This is a genomic window from Pseudomonas sp. H3_E07 (assembly GCF_054668895.1).
In genome coordinates, this window is sequence record NZ_CP162795.1 from 148,102 (window position 1) to 168,782 (window position 20,681).

Here is a 20,681-nt window from a genome sequence, read left to right on the forward strand (position 1 = left end):
TGCTGGCGCAGCCCCCGTCAACCTTCGGCCAGTTCCTGCAACTGCTTTAAATCCTGCGCGTTAATCTCTATACCGATTTCCTGCGACTTCGCCCGCGTGCGATGACGCCGGTCCCCCGGCAAGCGCCGCAACCCCGCCGCATGCATCTGCCGCACCAGCTCCTGGCTGCGCTCGGCAAAGTTTTGCCCGGTGGTTTTACTCGGGTCGATCAAAATCACCAGCTGGCCCGTCCATGGCGTGCGCGCACCTGGATGATCCGACCAATTGAACTCGAACGAGAAGTTACCGCCCGTCAACGCGGCGGCCAGCAACTCGACCATCATCGACAGCGCCGAGCCCTTGTGCCCGCCAAACGGCAATAGCGCACCGCCTTCAAGAATGGCCTTGGGGTCCTGGGTCGGCTGACCCAGGCTGTCGACGCCCATGCCCGGCGGCAGGCGCTCGCCTTTGCGCGCGGCAATTTGCACGTCGCCGTGGGCGATGGCGCTGGTGGCCAGGTCAAACACAATGGGAGGGCCGTCCGCCCGTGGTGCAGCGAACGCAATCGGGTTGGTGCCGAACAACGGCCGGTCGGCGCCATGGGGCACCACACAGGTCATGCTGTTGACCACACTCAGCGCCACCAGCCCTTCTTCGGCAAAGGGTTCGACGTCGGGCCACAGCGCCGCAAAGTGATGGGAATTGTGAATGGCCAGCAGCGCAATGCCGGCACTGCGGGCCTTGTCCACCAACAGTGAGCGGGCAGCTGCCAGCGCCGGCTGGGCAAAACCATTCACCGCATCCACCCGCACAAAGCCGCTGGCGACGTCTTCAACGATGGGCACCGCCTTGCCGTCAACCCAGCCGCTGTTCAACGTCGAGACGTAGCCGGGCACGCGAAACACCCCGTGGCTATGGGCCCCGTCGCGTTCGGCACTGGCGCAGTTTTCGGCCAGTACCTGAGCCACCGATTCAGACGTGCCCTGCCGGGTAAAGATGCGCTGCAACAGCAGCGTCAAGGCCTCATAGCTCAGGTGCGTGGTTGAAGGGGCGTGATCCAAAGGCGATGCAGACATCGGTAGCTCCCGTTTAATTATTGGAAGGGGCACTGCGTACGAACAATCGGCAGTCACGATTAAACAGTGTTTCGCGCGTGACTGTCGACCACGACAAGCAGCCCGGCGCATCAGACATATCTACTGCCGAACCCGCGTACCAAAACTCTAGGCTCACGACGTCCCGGACGGGCTATTCGCACCGCCTCCGCACCTTTGAGGGTCCACCCTATGAGTCAGGTACAACCGCCTTACTTTTTTCCTGAAGTCCTGCGTTCGGTCTGGAAGGAACGCGATCGCGAACGACACTTTGGCATCGATGCCAACGACAGGGGGTTCTTGCGCAATCTGCCTTTGAGCAGCCATGAGGTACGGGGCAAGCAGGTGCCCCCCATGATCGCCCAGACGCTTTGGCTGAACAAAAACAGCCCGACGGAGCAGGAACTGGTGGGCAGTTTCATGATGAGTTCAACAGGCACCTACACCCGCGCCTTTCTCTACACGCCCTATGGCGGGCTGGAAAAATTCGACAGTCGGACTCTGTTGCTAAGTGAGTTGACTGAACGCCTCAAGACGCCGGCCAAAGCCGATGAGCTCTTGCAGTTCATTGCGCTGGGCACGCGTTCGGGATTGAAGCTGTCATCCCCTCTGGTGCTGACACCAGTGGATATTGAGGGCGATGTATTTGACCAGCAGAGAAAAGCCGTGGAGCAGCAGCAAACGCTCAACCTGCAAGCCGTGCTCGCCGAGCTGGTGAAATTGCCCAGCCTCGACATGATGCTCCAGTCGCTGCTCAGGTCGGTCTTCCACCCACTCTTCCCCGGGCTTGAGCCCAGCCAAACCCGAATCAACTTGTTCAAATTGCTATCCACCGAAGGGAAGCCACGGCAGTGGGTCAATTCGCTGTCGATCAGCGAGGCGCTCCTGATGCTTTACCGTCAGCAAGCCTGGCCGGCGGGGCAGACCCGCGAGTACTCCCATCCCTACGCCATCACCGCCGCCAACAACGCAACCCGCTGGGAAGATGGCCTGAAGCAGGCATCAGAACAATTGTCGTCGTTCTTGCAGAATACCCTTGAGACGTTTTGGAACACAGAGTCGCCAAACGGCACCTCACGCCGTGAATTCCTGGCACACACCATGGCGCACAAGGCTCGGATCGACCTACTGTTCAAACGCCAGAGTGAAATCATTACGCCTGAACACGCCGATAAACTGGCCGCGCTTTACCTTCCGGACGGCGCGCCGCGCTCCCAAGCCAGTGACGGATTACGTGTCGAGACGGTGAGGTTCTGGGAGCGCGCGTCTCACTTCGTCGAACTGACCAATTCGGTGATGATCAGCGATGTGCAGACCTGGTTTTATTCGCCGCCCAAGGGGCTGCAGGTACTGGCCGATCACGACGATCTGATTCATACCCTGAAGGCAATGGTTAAGGCCCCGGCCTATGAAGATGATGTCTACAACGCTCTGTCCCTGGAGGAGCGCCTGTGGTTTATCGGTTTCAACCAACCGTCGGTCAGCGGCAACCTCATCGTCGGCAACGTGTTTGAACACCTGATGGAGGGCATCATCGACAAACAGAAACAGAACCTGATCTACGTGCTCGGCCAATTCCGACGCGAACGCGGCGATATCAACCTCTCGGCGTTGCTGGATCATGCCATGGACGTGCGCTTCATGATCGATGACAAGCTCTTGACGCTGGACGCTGCGCACCGCTGGACCACCCACTCAGTGTTGGCCGACCCGCTTCGGCCCATTTCGGTCGCCGCTAAACGAGCGGAGCAGGCGCATAAACAGTTGATTGATATCCCCGACGCGCTGGAGAACCTGGTCAAACCACTGCCGTCGATCACCGCCCCGCTGGCCGAAGCCTTGTCGAGCCGCGAGCGGCAGGCAGTCGACCCTGAACGGGTGTACATCAATCGCTACACCGACCATGCGCCCCCCTACCCCCTTGTGCTGCCACTGGACAGCCATAGCCTGGCGGATCATTTCGCCGCACGTCTGGCCGAAGGGGCTGGCCCGGTCCCTGAAACCCGCCATTACGGCGTTTACAAGCCAGACCACACCGCTTATGGGCAGCAACTGACTCATGTGGACGTGAGGTCGCTCAATCGGATCGTCAATCAGGTGTTGGCCCACTACAAAGAGCAGGGCATCCACGACGCCCCCCGTAAACATCTTCAGGACCTGCTACCGCAGATGGGGGTCATGATGTCCAACGCGATACGCCACCAGGCCTATCTGCGACGTCTTAACAAGACCCTGGACGCCAGGGATGAGGCCATCATTCAAGCCGTGTTTGACCCGTTCAACCCTGACCGTCGTCGACGGGAAGACCTGGAAGGGTTTATCCCCGATGCCTATCGCATCACCGTCCAACGCGATGAAGAAGCACTGCGGCACAGCCTGGCCAATTGCCTGATGATCACCGAGCGCGGTGGACTTGATCACCAGCATTCGGGTCGCGCCATTCTCTGGACACCGGCCTGGGGCCTGGAAAGTTTCGTTTCTCCCTCCGTGGCAAAACAACAGCTTGAGGAGCGCCTGAGCGACCCCTGCGCGTGCTTGGCACTGTTGGAAAACCTGGACCCGCGCCAACGCCAGCCGCATGCCAACTACAGCTTGGGGGCATTCTGGCTGATCACCGAACCGATCAGCGAAAATCGCCAGCAGTCTTGGATCGACCACTACATCGCACAAAGAGCCCATTGGTTGGCACAGAAGCCAAATGGCAAAGCACTGTTAAATCTTATGGCGGTACTGCCTACCCCTGTCCTTGGGGGGGCTGCACAGCTCGCCCATCATTTTATGGCACAACGCTCACTACCCGCTTGGCTTGGCATGGCGAGCCCTGCTGAACAGCAGCACCATGCTGAGTTACTTGAGCAATATCGGCTCAACACCCTGGATCAAAAAGACTATCTGTATGAGTGTTCCTCGCTACGCCAGCGGGTTCACGACACGCTGAACGAGATGCTGGTGGACTATTCTGTTGACCCGGAAGACGTGTTTATCACGCCACGGCTTGCCATGGGTGGTCAACGACAGAACCTCACCGATTACGCCCTGGCCCACATCAATGAGCAGGCGAGCGCCTTCACTGTGGAGTCGGCGGTAACACAACTGACCGAATCAACGATCCGGCCACTCCTGCTTAAATTGAACATCGCCCAGGCCACTCAGGACTACCTGAAAGAGAAACTAGCCTCCGGGCAACCAGGTGCACTGGAGCGTGAGCTGCGTTTTATCCGGCAATTACCCTGGCAACTGTTGCAACAGGCCCATGCGCTGAAACTGCAGGAGCGGTTATCGGAGGCTGGCTACAACCTGATTCGTCAGGTCTTCGACATGCCGGACGCCGTCGCCCGAGCCACGATTTCGGGCGCCACGGCAAGTATTCGGCCCCTTGAGATGATTGCCACACCTGGCGCCAGAATCGTCAAGGCACTGGGTCTTTACGTGATGGGTGCCGGTGCTACTGGGCCGTTGATTCTCTATGCGCCTTACTACCCAGGGCAGTGCTTCATGGAGTTCGAGCACCAGGCGCAGTTTCTCCTCCACCTGAATGCCCCAGGCATGCTGCAGGACTGGATCATCGCCCACCTGGAAGGCGCAGATAAGACGACGTATAAAAATTTGCTGATCAGCACAGCAGGTGCCACCTCCGACATCACCTTGGCCAATCACCCAATAAGAGGTCACGCCATCAAGCAGCTCTATCAGGACAACCAAGTGGTGATGGGGCGGATGCTGAAACACCAGCAGGACCCCGATGGCGCGGGTTTATGGGGCACCGTCAAAAGCCTCTTGAGCGGCGGCGTGCGGATCGTCGCGCAATTCTTGCCAGGAACGCTGCAGATACCGGTGGTGATCTGGCAGAGCTATAAACTGTTCAAAGACTCTGCCGAGGCACTGCAACAGCATCATTGGCAGGATGCACTGCGCTCATTCATTCTTGGTGTTGCAACAATGGCAAGGCTGGAGCGGCTGATGCGCACGCCAGCTCCCAAAGCAGCTCCCCCTGTCTACAAAGAAGTGAACGAACGCGATTTGAGCCCCTCCGACACAGTCGTCGCGCCGACCGTCAAGGACATCGACGTGACCGACCCCAGGCGCACACGCCTGCAAACCTACGAAACCAGCCAAGTGGCGTTGATAGATTTGAAAAAACAGGCGGAAACCGGCCTCTACGCTGCTGCCGACGGCAGGTCGCTCTACGGTGCCGTGGAGGGCAAGGTTTACCCGATCAAAAATAGCCCACAACTGAGGATCGCCGGCCTGTCCACCAACAGTGACGGCCCGCTGCTATCCCGTACCCCTCGGCAGCAACAGGTGCTGGCCCCGCATTATCACCCGCTGCAATACGGCCAAGCGATCACGCGGCTGGGTAATCATTATGTGACGCGTTTGAACGCCTCGCTTGACATGAATATCGAAGCGACTGGCATGGATGAAATTCGCCGAATCTACCCGATCAAGGCCCAGCAGATTATCGAGGCCCTGGACATCTCACGCCTCTACGCATTGCGCGCGATGCATAACCTGGTTCAACTCCGACGCCTGACGCCCGGCACACGCCTTGATGACTTCCTGAAGCGGCTGTTTGACGTCAAAAACGTTGATGCTGGCCTCCTGAAGAAAGTGCATGATGCCATCACCCCGCTGTGCAAAGCCTTGGTAGACCCGGACCTCGACGGGTGGGACACCTCACGTTTTGTGGTCGGGGCGAACAGAAATCCCTCGCAAAGGGTGATCGCGTTCACTGTCTCCGGCGACAGAAAAAACCAAGTGTTCTTTACCGAGCTGTTTTTTGATCAACAACTCCGGCACAAGTACATCACTCTGTTGACCGAACCCTTCAACATTGACGGCCATGCGCGAGCGGCCACACTGATTCACGAGTTCGCCCATCTCTACGCGCGCGCCGAAGATATCACCTACATAGAGGCGCGTCGGCCCTTCGCGGACCTGATTGACACCACGAATCAAAGAGGCAGGTTCGAACACACACTGTTGCAAGCCTTTCAGCACAACGTTCTGTCGCTGCGCACGCCGTTTAATCAGCTGTTCTCGCGTTGGTACCCTAGGTCCGGGAGCTCTGGCACCTCCGGCAACTCCGGTAATTGGGTCACCATGGACGCTTCCAACTCGGAAGATCTAGCCGCCAAGGCAATCCTGGAAACCACAGCCAGCACGAGCATTGATGAGGCACGTAGAGCATTTTTAGATACCGCATCAGCCGACAAACGCATTGACACGATTCTGCGCAACGCCGACTCCGTTGCCAGGCTTATTTGTGAAATGGGGCGCGCACTCGACCCTGAACAGGGTACGCGTTAAATGTTCCGGCGCCCCATTGGAGCTGGGAGCCCGAACGGGCTCCCGGCGGGCAGCGTCAGTCTTTCTGATCGCGCAGAACATTGCCCGACGCGCCATCAATACGCGCTTCATAGACTGTGCCGTCGGACTTGCGCCCTTTGACTTCCCAATAGCCATTGTCATCGGCTTCGGCCGCGTAAACCTCGACATAACCGGCCTTGGTCTTGGCGACTTCAATAGCCTTTTCAATGGTAATCCAGCCCGCCCCCGGTTTATCCGCCAGGGCTGCGCCAGCACTGAGCAGTGCAGTGGTTGCGCACACAGCGACTAAGGTTTTCTTCAGCATATTCGTTCTCCATTGTGGGAATGTCCTGAATTTTTTAGGCGCTCTCAAACAAGAATAAGTTCCAATTGATGTGCAATCGCCATGACGGCTGTTCTCGCCACCGGCCTGCGGAGGTTAGAATGTGGGAAATCAGGATGAGTCAATGACCGAAAAGTCCCTTTCAGAAGCCGAATACGACGCCATCACCGACGCTGCCGCGCATTGGTGCATGCGCCTGCACGCGGTTGATTGCACCGCGAGTGAACGTCGGGCTTTTGAACAATGGCACGATGCCCACCCGCTGCATGCTTTCGAGTACGCGGCCATGCTGGAAATCTGGGACGTCGCCGACCACCTGCCACGCAATGAACCCACGACAACGGTGGTGCCCTTCAAGCCCCGTCGTCGCCTGCGCACCTATGCGGTAGCGGCCGCGATCTGTCTGGTCGCCCTGCCCCTGGCGGCCTTTACCGGCTGGGAAGCGGGATGGCTGCCCAGTTCCTATGAACGCTTTGATGCCACCCATGGCCTGCGCCAGGTGACGCTCGGGGATGGCAGCCAGGTGGAACTCAACCTGGGCACCCAATTGGTCTATAGCAATTACAAAGACCAGCGCCGCGTAACGCTGAAGAAAGGCGAAGCGTTCTTCAAGGTCAGTCATGACACTGCGCATCCGTTTATCGTGCACGCCGGCGAAGGCCAGGTGCGGGTCACGGGCACTCAGTTCAACGTGTGGAAGTATGAAGACCAGGTGCGCGTGACGCTGCTCGAAGGCTCGGTGCAGATCTCCAGCGACAAAGTGCATGGCAGCGTGCCACTGACCCCTGGCATGCAGGCCAACTTCCACCACGGCGATGCCACGCCGCGCGTAAGGACGATGAGTCCCAACGACACGGCGCTGGCCTGGCGCCAGGGCAAGCTGATCCTCGACAACCTGGCCCTGGCCGACGCGCTACCGCTGATCAACCGCTACCTGAGCAAACCGGTGATGCTCGCCGACGCCAACACCGGCACGATCCGCATCGGCGGCATCTACAACATCAACGAGGTCAACAACCTCGTTCCCTCCCTGCCCAAGGTTCTGCCGGTCTACCTGACCCAGAACCAGGACGGCAACCCCGTACTCAATTCCATCCCGCGTAAAGCACCGAAAGGCTGAGCCATTGCCTACAGGCACAGGGTTCTGTGCGCGTGGAGTGTCCGTTTTTTTAACACACTGTCGGCCTGAATCGCCCGTGCGGAGCGGATTCATGGTTTTGTCATGGACAGTGTTTCAACACTGATACAGCGGGATGAAACGTTTGTGCGATGACAGAAGTGCAAGGGTTCCACTTGGCGCTGTCTCACGGATGAAACAGCCGTGACATCACTTTGCCCCACAAAAAACCTAACCCCATGAATAATCAAGACAAATAGAAAGCGGCACGGCTTCTGCTCTATCCCTTACAGCGCTGTTTAGGGTCAGCGCGAAGCATAAGGAAGACCGCCGTGATCACACTCAATCAAGCGTCGCTGAACGTATTGCTGATCAGCTGTTTACTCAGTGCCGGCATCAGTGTTCCGAGCTTTGCGGGTGACGGCGTTATTGTGACGGGCCGCGACGTACAAGGGCACATGTACGGTCGACCTTCATTCGGCAAAGACCCCTACCCAACCACGGCTAACGCAAATCCAAGCCGGGACATCATCAGCGCCACCGGCGAACTCAGTGATTCGGCGATTGGCGGCATCAGCAGCGGCTCAAGCATTGCCCGCTCGATTCAGTCCACCAGCAACCTGAACCACTTGACCGCCACCCAAAACGGCATGTCGACCCTGGGTGCCGGCTCGGCAGCCGGTCATGGTGCGGGCAGCAGCATGGGCGGGCAGATCAGCGACTCGATCCAGCGTGGCATGGCGCCCCTGAACAACATCGGCAGCATGATGGGGGGCAAATAATGAACCGTTCGTTGCTCATTCTGGCCCTGCTGGGCAGCGCCGCGGCCATGGCCGACAACACTGCGGTGATCAACAACAGCGGCAAAGACTATGTCGGCAACGTGATGATCAATCAGGCGGCGGGCAACCAACAGCAATCGGCCAACAATCGCGCCGTAGCGCTCGGGGGCCAGGCCTCCACCCGCACTGTCCAGAATATGGATGGCAAGGTCGACCCCGCCCTGAGCGCCAAGGCGACGATCGAGGGCACTTCTTTTACCAATGGCAACGGCATGCTGGGCATCAACCAGTCGGTCGGGGCCAATAACCAATCAATCAATGCCGTGCGGATCAGCCTCAACCCTGGCCCGCAAAGCATCGACGACAGCGTCCTGTTGCAACAGAACACGACGACGCTGGCAACCGACTCAGGGCTCACCCCCACCACTGGCAGCCGCCAGGTCGTGACAAGCGACCAGGCCTTCACCGGCAGCCGAGGAGTGATTCAGGTGAACCAGAGTGCCGGGGTGGGGAACCGAGTGGCTAACACCTTGGGCATCACTATCAAGTAACAGCTTGGTAGCACACGTTAGACCGTACCAACACTTAACCAACTAATTAGAAGCAAGGAGAAACACCATGAAACCTCAAATGGCTCTGAAACCACTGGTTTTCGCTCTCGCCGCACTCATGGCTGCTGCTGCTCAAGCAAATGGCTGGCACCCTGCGCCTCAACCAACCGGTGTTGTTGCCTCTGTCGTGACAGACGTACAAAACAGCGCAGGCAACCGCTTCGACGACACCAACACCGAAAACAACGCCTCTGCCGATGATTCGGTTAATAGCAACAGCGGTAACACCGGTGTGAACGCTCAGGCTGGCAGTGGCAACCAGGCAGACAACTCTGGCGCCATCTCCAGTGCCAAAGGTGACTATGCAAGCGTGTTCGCCGTGGTCGATGTGAATCAAAACAGCGGTCTGAACAACTTCGTTAACAAAGGCACGCAAAACAATGCCTCCCTGGACAACTCGGTTAACGGCAACTCCGGTAACGTCGGTTACAACGGCCAAGCCGGTCAAGGCAACCAAGGTAAAAACAACCTGGCAATCACCACCGCTGATGGCAAAAACATCGCAGCGGCCGCCAACACCGAGCAAAACTCGCTCGCCAACAGCTACCTCAACACCGCTACTTCCGGGTATGGCCATTATGGCAAACCTCAGTACGTATCGAACAACTCCAGCCTCAACAACTCGGTTAACCGCAACTCCGGCAACACAGGTGTAAACCTGCAATCCGGCGCCGGCAACCAAGGCAGCAACAGCCTGTCGATCGGTCAAGGTTGCACCGTTTGCACCAGCGGCGTGCGCTTCTGATCCAATCGGGCCTTGGCAACAAGGCCCTTTTTTATTCCAGTGTCCAACAGGTCACACGATCATGCGCCTCGCGACCCTTACCCTCCTGATGTTGCTCACCGGCCCAACCTGGGCAGGCACCATGGCGATCTCCGCCATGCCTGGCGGTGCAGTCATCTACAAGAAGGTCGAGAGTATCCGTGAACGCCGGTTCGCCAACCTGGTGGAACAGAAAACCGATTTCAGCTGCGGTGCTGCGGCACTCGCCACCATCCTGCGCCAGGGCTATTGGCTGGACGTAGACGAAGACCACGTCATCAAAGGCATGCTGGTCAATGCAGACCAAGACCTGGTACGTACCCAGGGTTTTTCCATGCTGGACATGAAGCGCTACCTCGAAAGCATCGGCATGCGTGCCCGGGGTTACAAGATCGGGCCAGAGACCCTGGTGACCGTGAAAATCCCTGTGGTGGTGCTGCTGGAGATTCGTGGCTACAAGCACTTCGTGGTGTTACAGCGCGCGGACAAGGACTGGGTCTATATCGGCGACCCGGTGCTGGGCCATAAACGCTATTCACACGACGACTTCGTCAAAGGCTGGAATGGCATTGTCTTCGCCATCCTGGGTGAAGGTTACGACAAGGCCAACGCCTTGCTCGACCCACCCACACCGCTGACCGCCAAAAACCAGATGAATGAGTTCAGGCCCGTAGGCGATGCAGAGCTGATGGATTTCGGTTTCATCCAGAGCGACTTCTTTTAACAGAAGCGCAATAAGGGGCAGGACGCTCCAGGAGCAGCAGATGAACACTTCCCGTTGGCTGACGGTCTTGTGTCTGGCAGCCTCAATGCCCGCTTATGCTTCATCGGGGTTTAAACCGATCGAACTCAAGGATTCGGAAATGGCCGAGCTGCGCGGTCGATATGTGATGCCGGGGCGGATTATCAGCTTCGGCATCGTCATGAGCAGCACGTTTCAAAACGCTGCCGGAGATATCATCAAGGGCACGGCAAGCATGCAGGTCGACGCGTCCACCATCACACCGCAATTCTATGTACAAACCACCGGCTCATCAGGTTCAGGCACGAACCAGGGGCCGGGCACCGGCACCGTGACCGGCGGCGCAGGCCTGGGCAGTGGCCAAGGCGTGACTCAGAGCGTACGTACAGCCGGTGACGGTAATACGGGCTACAACAATGTAGGTATCAACGTGACTGAAAATGGCTTGGCCCCCACGAATGTCGTGCAATCCGGGCAGGTACTGCTGGCAGGTGGGATAGTCAACGGCACCAGCGCTGCGGGCGATATTGCTGTTTCGGCGAGAAACGGCGGCCTGCAGATGGCGATCCAGTCCAAGAATAATCAAGGCAACAGCCTCCAACAAATCGGTGGCGGTAATCTGGGCCAGGCCATCGTCCTGACCGGTAATGCCAACTTCGTCACCAATATGACCCAACTCAATGTGGTGATGAATAACGGCCTGAACAACCCGGCGTTGAACTGCAACCTGGATCAACTCAAAGGCCTACGCACTCTCGGTTATTGAACTACGCTGACCCTCGGCACTTTCGCATTCAGAACAGGACGGCTTATTTCATGCATCGATCGTTATCGCTACGTGCGGTGGTCTGTTTAAGTACGCTGTTGCCCGCATCCGTGTTGTATGCCGCGCCAGACGCCGATATCGAGACCCTCAAACAGGAACTTCTGGAACTCAAGCAGCGGTACGATGTACAGCAAAAAGCCCTGGCGGTGTTAGAGCAACGGGTGCGCCAGGTGGAGGACCAACCCGCGGCACCCGCGCCCAAGCGCCTGGCCAAGTCCCCGGCAGACTTCAAGAAAGGTGGCACGACCGTGGCAGGTACGGGCGCAGCAGCAGCCTCTGGTGGTGCAGGTGGTGGCGGCAGTTCTTACGGTCAGTCACTCAAGGACGACTCAGCCCCTGCACAAAGCGTGAGCAACCTCTATAACGAGGCCAGCGGCTTTTTCGGCAACGGCAAGTTCAGCGTTGAAACCGGTATCACCTACGCGCGTTACGATGCCCGCCAGCTCACCCTCAACGGCTTCCTGGCGTTGGACTCTATCTTCCTCGGCAATATCAACCTGGACCGGATCAAAGCCGATAGCTGGACCCTGGACCTGACCGGTCGCTACAACGTCGATAACCGTTGGCAGTTCGACGTCAACGTGCCGGTGGTGTACCGCGAATCGACCTACCAATCGAGCGGCGCCGGCAATGATGCCACTGCCACCTCTGAAGCAGACGTCAGCCGCGATCCAACCATCGGTGACGTGAACTTCGGCGTGGCGTACAAATTCCTCGATGAAACCCCTACCTTGCCGGACGCGGTGGTTTCGGTACGCGTCAAGGCGCCGACCGGTAAAGAACCCTTCGGCATCAAGCTGGTCAGGCAAACTACCAACGACAACCTCTATGTACCGGAAAGCCTGCCGACCGGTAACGGTGTCTGGTCGATCACACCGGGCATCTCGCTGGTCAAGACCTTCGACCCGGCCGTGCTGTTTGGCTCGCTTTCGTACACCCATAACTTCGAAGATTCGTTTGACGACATCAGCAGTGACGTCAATCAGAAGGTCGGCGGCAAAGTCAGGCTGGGCGACAGCTTCCAGCTCGGCGTCGGTGTAGCCTTCGCCCTGAACGAAAAGATGAGTATGTCGTTCTCGGTCTCCGACCTGATACAGCGCAAGAGCAAGCTCAAGCCTGACGGTGGGGACTGGCAGTCGGTGGTGTCCAGCGATGCCAACGCAGGCTACTTCAACGTGGGCATGACCATTGCGGCGTCGGATAACCTGACGATTGTGCCGAACCTGGCGATCGGGATGACGGATGATGCGCCGGACTTTACGTTCAGCCTGAAATTCCCTTATTACTTCTAACTGAAACGACGGTATTCGCCAACAAGCTCGCGCCTACTACGGGTAGTCGAAACAAGGAAAAGCCCCGCAACGATAAGGGTCGTTGCGGGGCTTTTCGGTTTACCCGCCCTAGCGGATCTGGTGTTTGTGCAGCAACCGGTAGAACGTGGGTCGGGAAACCCCCAGTACACGGGCCGCCACACTCAAGTTGTCACTGTGCCGGTTGAGCACGTCGCACAGCGCCTGACGTTCGGCGCGGTGCTTGTAGTCTTCCAGTGTAGCCATCGGCGGCGAAATTGCCTGTTGACCCTGCAATCCCAGATCAACGGCTTCTATCTGCCGTCCTTCGGCCAAGACCAGCCCACGGCGTACGCGATTGGCCAGCTCACGGACGTTGCCTGGCCAGGCGTGCTCACCCATTGCGACCAACGCATCGTCACTGAAACTGCGGGGGCGGCGGCCGGTTTCCTGGCTGTAGAAACGTGAAAAGTGGTTGGCCAACATCGCTATGTCACCATGCCGTTCACGCAGAGGCGCGGTGACCACTTGCAGGACGTTGAGCCGGTAGTACAAGTCTTCGCGGAAAGTGCCCTTCTCTACGGCGGCTTCAAGGTCGACGTGAGTCGCCGCCAATACCCGCACGTCTACCGGAATCGGCTGGCTGCCCCCCACTCGCTCGATCTGTTTTTCCTGAAGAAAGCGCAGCAGGTTGGCCTGTAGCTCCATCGGCAGATCGCCGATTTCATCGAGAAACAGGGTGCCGCCGTTGGCCGCTTCAATCCGCCCGATCTTGCGCTGGTGTGCACCGGTAAACGCGCCCTTCTCATGCCCGAACAATTCGGATTGGATCAAGTGTTCAGGGATCGCCCCGCAATTGATCGCCACAAATGGTTTGGCGTGACGTTGGGATTGGCGGTGCAGGGTCTTGGCGACCAGTTCTTTACCGGTGCCGCTGTCGCCACGGATCAATACCGGGGATTCGGTGGGCGCCAGTTTGGAGAGCAATTTGCGCAGTTCGCGGATCGGTCGACTGTCTCCCAGCAGCTCATGCTCGGGTTCATCCACCGCTGTGTAGCCCTTGCCACGCAGGCGTGCCATGCCAAACGCGCGGCCCAGGGTGACCTGTACGCGAGCCACATCGAAGGGCAAGGTATGGAAATCGAAGAACCACTCGCAGACGAAGTCACCGACGTTCTGCAGGCGTAGCACGTCTTGGCTGAGCACCGCGATCCACTCAGTGCCGCTGCGGCTGATCAGTTCTTTGACCGCTTCAGGACGTTCCAGGTGATAGGGCTGCAGGCGCAACAGGCCGACATCGCAAGACCGGTCACCGACCCCTTCCAAGGTGCAGCTGTCGACTTCCCACCCCGCCGCACGCAAACCGGGCAGCAGCCCGTGGCAGTCGTCACAGGGATCAACCACTAGCAATCGACGTTGAACGGGGGGTCCACCCATGACTGTTCCTTGGCGTCAACATTGTTAAAGTTATTTAGAAACAATAGTTTGTGACGTCTGCCGCTTACCCTAGCAAGGTTTTGACGCTGGCCTTGTATCGTTTCGCTATAAGTCGGGGCAAAAAGCCATTAGCCGGTGTTCAGACTGAAAAAGTTAGGCGTCGACGAGACTTCCATTCAGCTTTCAAAACAGCCGCTTACATGACGTTAATCACTAAATATCGAAAATAGTTGCTTTAACATGTGACCCGTACCCCGCCATCGTGCATCAGTACAAGTAACCCGCCGCACGGTCAGCCCAACCGCCGGCACTCACTTGAATGGGCAATGAGAGAGAACCCACATGAACGCCCCGCTCCGCATCAACGAAGCTCTTTTGATCGCAGACCGTGCCTTCCAGCCCTTTCAGTGCGTGGCCTGGCATGACGGCAATGGCGCCCTCAGCCTGAGCGTCATCGACCGCACCAATACCCGTATTGGTAGCAAACAACTGTCGTCGAGTGCTTATACCGACCCGGCACAACTTGAAGACTTGCTGTTGCAGGCCCGTGCCGAACTCGATAAAAGTGGCTACCAGTTGCAATCGTGGGCAATGCCTAAGTAATCCGCCACTGCAACTTGCGCTTATCGGTTTAGATCAGCGCAAGTTCAGTGTTAAAACGCGCGACGCTTATTGAGCAGCCAGAATAAACCGCTCGATGGCCTCTGCGGCACCGTCCTCGACATTACTACCGGTTACCACGCTGGCCTGACGCTTGACGGTTTCTTCAGCCTGGCCCATGGCAATCGACAACCCGGCCACCTGAAACATGGCAGGGTCATTGCCGCCATCCCCTATAGCCGCGGTCTGCTCCATGGCGATGCCGAGGTGCGCCGCCAAGGTTTTCAAGGCCTCGCCCTTGTTGGCCAACATTGCAGTCACGTCCAGGTACACCGGCTGTGAACGCGACACCTGGGCCAACCCCTGCACCTTGGGCTGCAACTGCGCCTCTAGCTCCACCAGCAACTGCGTGTTGTTGCTGGCCGCGACAATCTTGTCCACACGGTCCAGGTAGGGTTCAAAGCTCTCCACCACGACCGGCCCGTAGCCCAGTCCCTCAGCCTCGCGCGGCTCCATCGGCCCTGTCGGGTCGCGGCGCAACCAGTCGCCGCCAGCAAACACCCAGACCTCCACCTCCGGCTCAGCCGAGAACAACGCCAACGTCACCAGCGCCGCCTCCGCCGGCAGATGATGGGCAACCAGAATGCTGCCATCGGGATGGATCAGCGTACCGCCGTTAAAACCAGCGACGGGCACGTCGATGCCGAAGGTTTCGATCAAGTGCAGCATGGCCTTGGGTGGACGCCCGCTGGCCAGGCTGAAAAACACCCCGCTGTCACGCAAGGCACGCACCGCGTCGGCGGTGCGTTGGCTGAGGCTGTGATCCGGATGCAGCAACGTGCCGTCCACATCACTGAGGATAAAACGGATGGGATGGATCGCAGCATCACTCATCCGAGGCTATGCCAGGTGCGGCCGTCACGGGCCAGCAAGGCGTCGGCGGCAGCCGGACCATCTTCACCGGCCTTGTAGGTCTGGATCCCATCGTCTTCCTTCCATGCATCAAGGAATGGCTGCACTGCACGCCAGCCGTTCTCGATGTTGTCTGCGCGCTGGAACAAGGTCTGGTCGCCGGTCATGCAGTCATAGATCAGGGTTTCATACCCCGTCGACGGCTGCATTTCGAAGAAGTCCTTGTAGGCAAAACCCAGCTGGATGTTGGCCATGTCCAGGGTCGGCCCGGGCTTTTTCGCCAACAGGTCAAACCACATGCCTTCATTGGGCTGGATCTGGATCTTCAAATAGGTGGGCTTGAGCTCATCCACCTCAGTATCGCGAAATTGCGCGTAGGGCGCAGGCTTGAAGCAGATGACGATTTCGGTGTCGCGCACACTCATGCGCTTGCCGGTGCGCAGGTAGAACGGCACGCCGACCCAGCGCCAGTTGTCGATCATCACCTTGAGGGCGACGAAGGTTTCGGTGCTGCTGTCCGGGGCGACATTCGCCTCTTCGCGATAGCCCGGCAGCGACTTGCCGCCGATTTCACCGGCGGTGTACTGCCCGCGCACCGAATTGGCCCGTGCATCTTCAAGCGACCAAGGGCGCACCGCGCCAATCACCTTGGCCTTTTCACCCCGTACGGCATCGGCGCCGAAGGCAGCGGGAGGCTCCATGGCCACCATCGCCAGCAACTGGAACAGGTGGTTGGGCACCATGTCGCGCAGAGTGCCGGTCTTCTCGAAGAAATTGCCACGGGTTTCAACGCCGACGGTTTCAGCGGCGGTGATTTGCACATGGTCAATGTAATGGTTGTTCCAGAACGCTTCGAACAGCACGTTGGAGAAACGGCTGATGAGGATGTTCTGCACCGTTTCCTTGCCCAGGTAATGGTCGATGCGATAGATCTGCTTCTCGCTCATCACCTTGAGCAGGCTGGCGTTCAGCGCCTCAGCGGTGGCCAGGTCGGAGCCAAAGGGCTTCTCGATGACCACGCGGCGAAAGCCGTCTTCGGTTTCCGTGAGCAGGCCGGCGCTGCCCAGGCGCTGCACCACGTCGCTGAAGAAGCGCGGAGCAGTGGCCAGGTAGAACACCGCGTTGCCGGTGCCGCTGTCAGCGATCTTCTTGCCGATGTCGGCATAGGTGCTGTCATCGAGGAAATCCCCCTCGACGTAGCTGATGCCCTTGGCCAATTGCGCCCACCGCTCAGGGTCCAGGGCGTTTTCACCACTTCCCTTGACCTTGCTCGCTGCTTCGGTGCGAATGAAGTCTTCGAGTTTCTTGGCGAAATCGGCGTCGCTGATGGCGTTGTGGTCAACGCCGACAATACGCAGGCCGTCGCCCAGCAGGCCATCACGACTGAGGTTGTACAGCGCCGGCATGAGCAGGCGCTTGACGAGGTCACCATGGGCACCAAACAGAAACAGCGTGGTGGGTGGAGCGGGTTCGGCCTTGGGTTTCTTGCCGTTGGCGGTCATTTTTTGGAAGTCTCCACATGACCACCAAAGCCGAAGCGCATGGCAGAAAGCATTTTGTCACCGTAGGTGCTCTGCTGACGCGAACGGAAGCGTGCGAACAGCGAGGTGGACAGCACCGGCACCGGCACGGCTTGCTCCATGGCCGCTTCGATGGTCCAGCGGCCTTCGCCACTGTCGGCAACCGAGCCGGAATAGCCGTCGAGTTTCGGGTCGGTGGCCAAGGCGTCAGCGGTCAGGTCCAGCAGCCAGGAAGACACCACGCTGCCACGGCGCCAGACTTCAGCGATATCGGCCACATTCAGGTCGAAGCGCTGGTCTTCGGGCAGGTTTTCCGAGTTCTTGGTCTTGAGAATGTCAAAGCCTTCGGCGAACGCCTGCATCATGCCGTACTCGATGCCGTTGTGGATCATCTTGACGAAGTGCCCGGAACCCGCAGGGCCTGCGTGGATATAGCCTTGCTCGGCGCGCGGGTCAGCGCTGTCTGAGCGATCCTTGGTGCGCGGGATGTTGCCCAGGCCAGGGGCCAGACTCTTGAAGATAGGATCGAGGCGCTGCACGGTCTCGGCATCGCCACCGATCATCATGCAGTAACCACGCTCCAGGCCCCAGACGCCGCCGGACGTGCCGACGTCGACATAGTGCAAGCCTTTTTCCGCCAGCGCCTTGGCCCGACGGACGTCGTCCTTATAGTTGGTGTTGCCGCCGTCGATGATTGCATCACCGTCTTCCAGCAGCGTACTCAATTCGTTGATGGTGTCTTCGGTCGGTGCGCCGGCTGGCAGCATCACCCACACGGTGCGCGGCTTCTGCAGCCCGGCAACCAGGGCCTTGAGATCGGCAACGCCGGTAGCGCCCTCTTCGCTCAGGCCTTTTACAAATGCTTCGTTACGGTCGTAAACAACGGTGGTATGCCCATTGAGCATCAGGCGCCGTGCAATATTCCCGCCCATGCGGCCTAGTCCGATAATCCCCAGTTGCATGTGCTGATGCTCCTAACTACTAAAAAATGTGTGACATAGTTTATAGCGCAATGAGGCTAATGAGGGTTAGTCCAGCGCGGATACCTGTAGTTTCATGGAAAAAAGTTGCCATCGTTTCACCATCACGGCACAAAAAGTCACAGGACCATCAAAAATAAAAAAGTTCCATTGCCCGCAAAAAGAATTCAGAATTAGCCTCGACTGCTGCCGAGAACCTCGACTCAAGCGTTCTGGCACACCGCGACATACCGGCTATTTGCGAGGTAAGCAATGAGCACTGCACAGATGAATCGTCCGCCACAGACCCTCTATGTCACCATTCGACGTGATGAGTTGCGCCAGTTGAAAGACGAACGCGAACAGCTGCAGCAGGAAGTCATGCGCCTGCGTTCGCACATCATCCAAGCCCAGTTGGACCAGCCCGCCGGCGTCCAGCCCGCACTCTGCTGAGTCTTGCGATCACTTTGTAAGATAACAGCTACAAAAATCTCACAAAGTTTTCACATACTCCTCCCGATACTCCCGCCCGAAGGGCCGCCCCATGCAAGGGTGGCCTCTGTTGCGCGCGCCCCTGCGCGTCAACTGAAAAAATTATCGGGTTGGAGCGCTGGATGGCGATGTTCAAACGCAGCACTACGTCTGCGAAAGGCTTTGATTGGGCCGGTCTTGGTTGGCTGTTTCTGTTCTTCTGGTACTTCTCGGGTATTACCCAACTGCTGATCCAACTGACCGGAACCTCCGGTTTCAGTGGCTTTCGCCAAGCCTTCTTTATGAGCGCGCTGTGGCTGGCGCCCATGTTGCTGTTCCCCCGCCGTACACGTCTGCTCGCCGCGTTGATCGGCGTCGTGCTGTGGGCTTGCTCCATGGCCAGCCTGGGTTATTTCTTCATCTACCAGCAGGAATTTTCCCAAAGCGTCATCTTCATCATGTTCGAGTCGAACATTTCGGAAGCCGGTGAATACGCCACCCAGTATTTTGCCTGGTGGATCGTGCTGGCGTTCATCGCTCATACCGCCTTCGCCGTGTTCCTCTGGACCCGTTTGCGCCCGGTCTATCTGCCTCGCGGTCAGTCGATGCTCGCCGCGGCCGCCATTGTGCTGGCTGTGGTGGGTTATCCGCTGGTCAAGCAGATCGCCACCAGCGATAACATGGAACAGGCTATTGATCGCTTCGAAACCCGCATCGAGCCTGCCGTGCCATGGCAGATGATTGTTGCCTATCGCCGCTACACCGAACAGCTGGACAACATGCAAGGCATGCTGACCAGCGCCAGCCAGATCCCGCCCCTGAAAAACCTCAAGGACAGCATGGCTGGCCAGCCGTCAACGTTGGTATTGGTGATCGGCGAATCCACCAACCGCCAGCGCATGAGCCTCTACGGCTACCCACGCAACACCACGCCCGAACTGGACAAGCTGCGTGATCAACTGGCAGTGTTCGATAACGTCATCACACCGCGCCCCTACACCATCGAAGCACTGCAACAGGTGCTGACCTTTGCCGACGAAGAAAATCCGGACCTGTACCTCAAGACACCGTCGATTGTCAGCGTGATGAAGCAGGCCGGCTACAAGACCTACTGGATCACCAACCAGCAAACCATGACCAAACGCAACACCATGCTCACAACCTTTTCCGAACAGGCCGACGAGCAGGTGTACCTGAACAACAACCGCAACCAGAACGCTCGCCAGTACGACGGTGACGTGCTTGCCCCCTTCTCCAAGGCGCTGGCCGACCCCGCCGAACGCAAGTTCATCGTGGTGCACCTCTTGGGCACCCACATGAGCTACCAGTACCGCTATCCGCCGACCTTCGACAAATTCACCGATCGCCAAGGCGTACCGGAGGGCGTCAGCGATGCGCAGTTGCCGACCTATAACAGCTACGACAATGCCGTGCTGTACAACGACTTTGTGGTGTCGAGCCTGATCAAGGACTACGCCAAGACCGACCCCAATGGCTTCCTGTTGTACCTGTCGGACCATGGCGAAGACGTTTTCGACTCCGCCGGCCACACCACCTTGGGGCGCAACGAAGGCAAGCCGACGGCGCCGATGTACACCATCCCGTTCATGGCCTACGCCTCCCCCAAATGGCGCGAAAGCCACGACTGGAGTTTCGCCGGCGACCTGCAACGCCCGTACAGCAGCTCCCAACTGATCCACACCTGGGCGGACCTGGCGGGCCTGAGTTTCGATGAATGGGACCGCAGCAAGAGCCTGGTCAGCGACAGCTTCACGCCTCGCCCCTTGATGATCGGCAACCCCTACGAGCGTCAGCAGAAAGGCCTGATCGACTTCAGCCTGATCAAGCCGAAAAAGCGCACCACCGACGTGGTGCTACAAGAGCCCTTGCAATAGAAAGATAACAATCATTCTCGTTTAACCCTAA

At 58.4% G+C, this 20,681-nt stretch carries 17 protein-coding genes; 11 read left to right on the top strand and 6 right to left on the bottom strand.

Annotation, left to right across the window (positions count from 1 at the left end; genetic code table 11):
• Positions 1-17: 17 nt before the first annotated feature.
• Positions 18-1,055 carry an Ldh family oxidoreductase gene (locus AB4O08_RS00650; RefSeq protein WP_350487798.1) on the bottom strand — a complete coding sequence of 346 codons (1,038 nt, stop codon included), beginning with the start codon at positions 1,053-1,055 and terminating at the stop codon, positions 18-20.
• A gap of 210 nt (positions 1,056-1,265) precedes the next feature.
• Here AB4O08_RS00650 and AB4O08_RS00655 point away from each other — a divergent pair, with 210 nt between their 5' ends.
• A complete protein-coding gene (locus AB4O08_RS00655; RefSeq protein ID WP_460114635.1) occupies positions 1,266-6,383 on the top strand; it encodes a dermonecrotic toxin domain-containing protein in 5,118 nt (1,705 codons plus the stop codon).
• A 55-nt stretch (positions 6,384-6,438) separates the two neighbouring features.
• Here AB4O08_RS00655 and AB4O08_RS00660 read toward each other — a convergent pair whose 3' ends face one another.
• On the bottom strand, positions 6,439-6,708 hold the full coding sequence (locus AB4O08_RS00660) for a PepSY domain-containing protein (protein WP_010210833.1): 270 nt from the start codon (positions 6,706-6,708) through the stop codon (positions 6,439-6,441).
• Positions 6,709-6,850: 142 nt separating this feature from the next.
• On the opposite strand from AB4O08_RS00660, the gene AB4O08_RS00665 reads away from it, so the two are divergent.
• From AB4O08_RS00665 to AB4O08_RS00695, 7 genes are all read left to right on the top strand, one after another.
• Positions 6,851-7,846 (top strand): FecR family protein, encoded by a 996-nt coding sequence (locus AB4O08_RS00665; RefSeq protein WP_460114636.1) that lies wholly within the window; start codon positions 6,851-6,853, stop codon positions 7,844-7,846.
• Positions 7,847-8,175: 329 nt separating this feature from the next.
• Positions 8,176-8,625: a hypothetical protein gene (locus tag AB4O08_RS00670; RefSeq protein WP_021491793.1), complete on the top strand. Its 450-nt coding sequence runs from the start codon at positions 8,176-8,178 to the stop codon at positions 8,623-8,625.
• The gene (locus AB4O08_RS00675; protein WP_198581605.1) at positions 8,625-9,176 is read left to right on the top strand and encodes an adhesin; all 552 of its coding nucleotides are present in this window, start codon (positions 8,625-8,627) and stop codon (positions 9,174-9,176) included. The genes AB4O08_RS00670 and AB4O08_RS00675 overlap by 1 nt, the downstream gene beginning before the upstream one ends.
• Before the next feature lie 67 nt (positions 9,177-9,243).
• Entirely contained in the window at positions 9,244-9,981 is a 738-nt protein-coding gene (locus tag AB4O08_RS00680; RefSeq protein ID WP_010210840.1) for a hypothetical protein, read from the top strand.
• 61 nt (positions 9,982-10,042) lie between these two features.
• Positions 10,043-10,723, top strand: coding sequence for a C39 family peptidase (locus AB4O08_RS00685; RefSeq protein ID WP_010210841.1), 681 nt, complete (start codon positions 10,043-10,045; stop codon positions 10,721-10,723).
• A 40-nt stretch (positions 10,724-10,763) separates the two neighbouring features.
• Complete coding sequence (locus AB4O08_RS00690; protein WP_021491794.1) at positions 10,764-11,507, top strand: hypothetical protein; 744 nt, start codon at positions 10,764-10,766, stop codon at positions 11,505-11,507.
• Between the two features lie 50 nt (positions 11,508-11,557).
• Positions 11,558-12,859: a transporter gene (locus AB4O08_RS00695; protein ID WP_021491795.1), complete on the top strand. Its 1,302-nt coding sequence runs from the start codon at positions 11,558-11,560 to the stop codon at positions 12,857-12,859.
• A gap of 108 nt (positions 12,860-12,967) precedes the next feature.
• Here the strand turns inward: AB4O08_RS00695 and AB4O08_RS00700 are convergent, their stop codons facing one another.
• Positions 12,968-14,293: a sigma-54 dependent transcriptional regulator gene (locus AB4O08_RS00700; protein ID WP_010210844.1), complete on the bottom strand. Its 1,326-nt coding sequence runs from the start codon at positions 14,291-14,293 to the stop codon at positions 12,968-12,970.
• Between the two features lie 342 nt (positions 14,294-14,635).
• Between AB4O08_RS00700 and AB4O08_RS00705 the strand changes: the two genes are divergently transcribed.
• Positions 14,636-14,896, top strand: coding sequence for a hypothetical protein (locus tag AB4O08_RS00705; protein WP_010210845.1), 261 nt, complete (start codon positions 14,636-14,638; stop codon positions 14,894-14,896).
• Between the two features lie 66 nt (positions 14,897-14,962).
• Here AB4O08_RS00705 and AB4O08_RS00710 read toward each other — a convergent pair whose 3' ends face one another.
• Genes AB4O08_RS00710 through gnd form a run of 3 tightly spaced genes read right to left on the bottom strand, consistent with a single transcriptional unit; the run spans position 14,963 to position 18,287 of the window.
• Positions 14,963-15,787, bottom strand: a complete 825-nt coding sequence (locus AB4O08_RS00710) for an HAD family hydrolase (RefSeq protein WP_460114637.1) — start codon at positions 15,785-15,787, stop codon at positions 14,963-14,965.
• A complete protein-coding gene (zwf, locus tag AB4O08_RS00715) occupies positions 15,784-17,307 on the bottom strand; it encodes a glucose-6-phosphate dehydrogenase (RefSeq protein WP_042571579.1) in 1,524 nt (507 codons plus the stop codon). The genes AB4O08_RS00710 and zwf overlap by 4 nt, the downstream gene beginning before the upstream one ends.
• Positions 17,304-18,287 (bottom strand): phosphogluconate dehydrogenase (NAD(+)-dependent, decarboxylating), encoded by a 984-nt coding sequence (gene gnd, locus AB4O08_RS00720; protein WP_021491799.1) that lies wholly within the window; start codon positions 18,285-18,287, stop codon positions 17,304-17,306. The genes zwf and gnd overlap by 4 nt, the downstream gene beginning before the upstream one ends.
• Positions 18,288-18,572: 285 nt before the next feature.
• Between gnd and AB4O08_RS00725 the strand changes: the two genes are divergently transcribed.
• Both AB4O08_RS00725 and AB4O08_RS00730 read left to right on the top strand, forming a co-directional pair.
• Positions 18,573-18,737, top strand: a complete 165-nt coding sequence (locus AB4O08_RS00725) for a DUF6026 family protein (protein WP_010210850.1) — start codon at positions 18,573-18,575, stop codon at positions 18,735-18,737.
• Between the two features lie 161 nt (positions 18,738-18,898).
• Positions 18,899-20,650 (top strand): phosphoethanolamine transferase CptA, encoded by a 1,752-nt coding sequence (locus AB4O08_RS00730; protein WP_010210852.1) that lies wholly within the window; start codon positions 18,899-18,901, stop codon positions 20,648-20,650.
• The last annotated feature ends 31 nt before the right edge of the window (positions 20,651-20,681 follow it).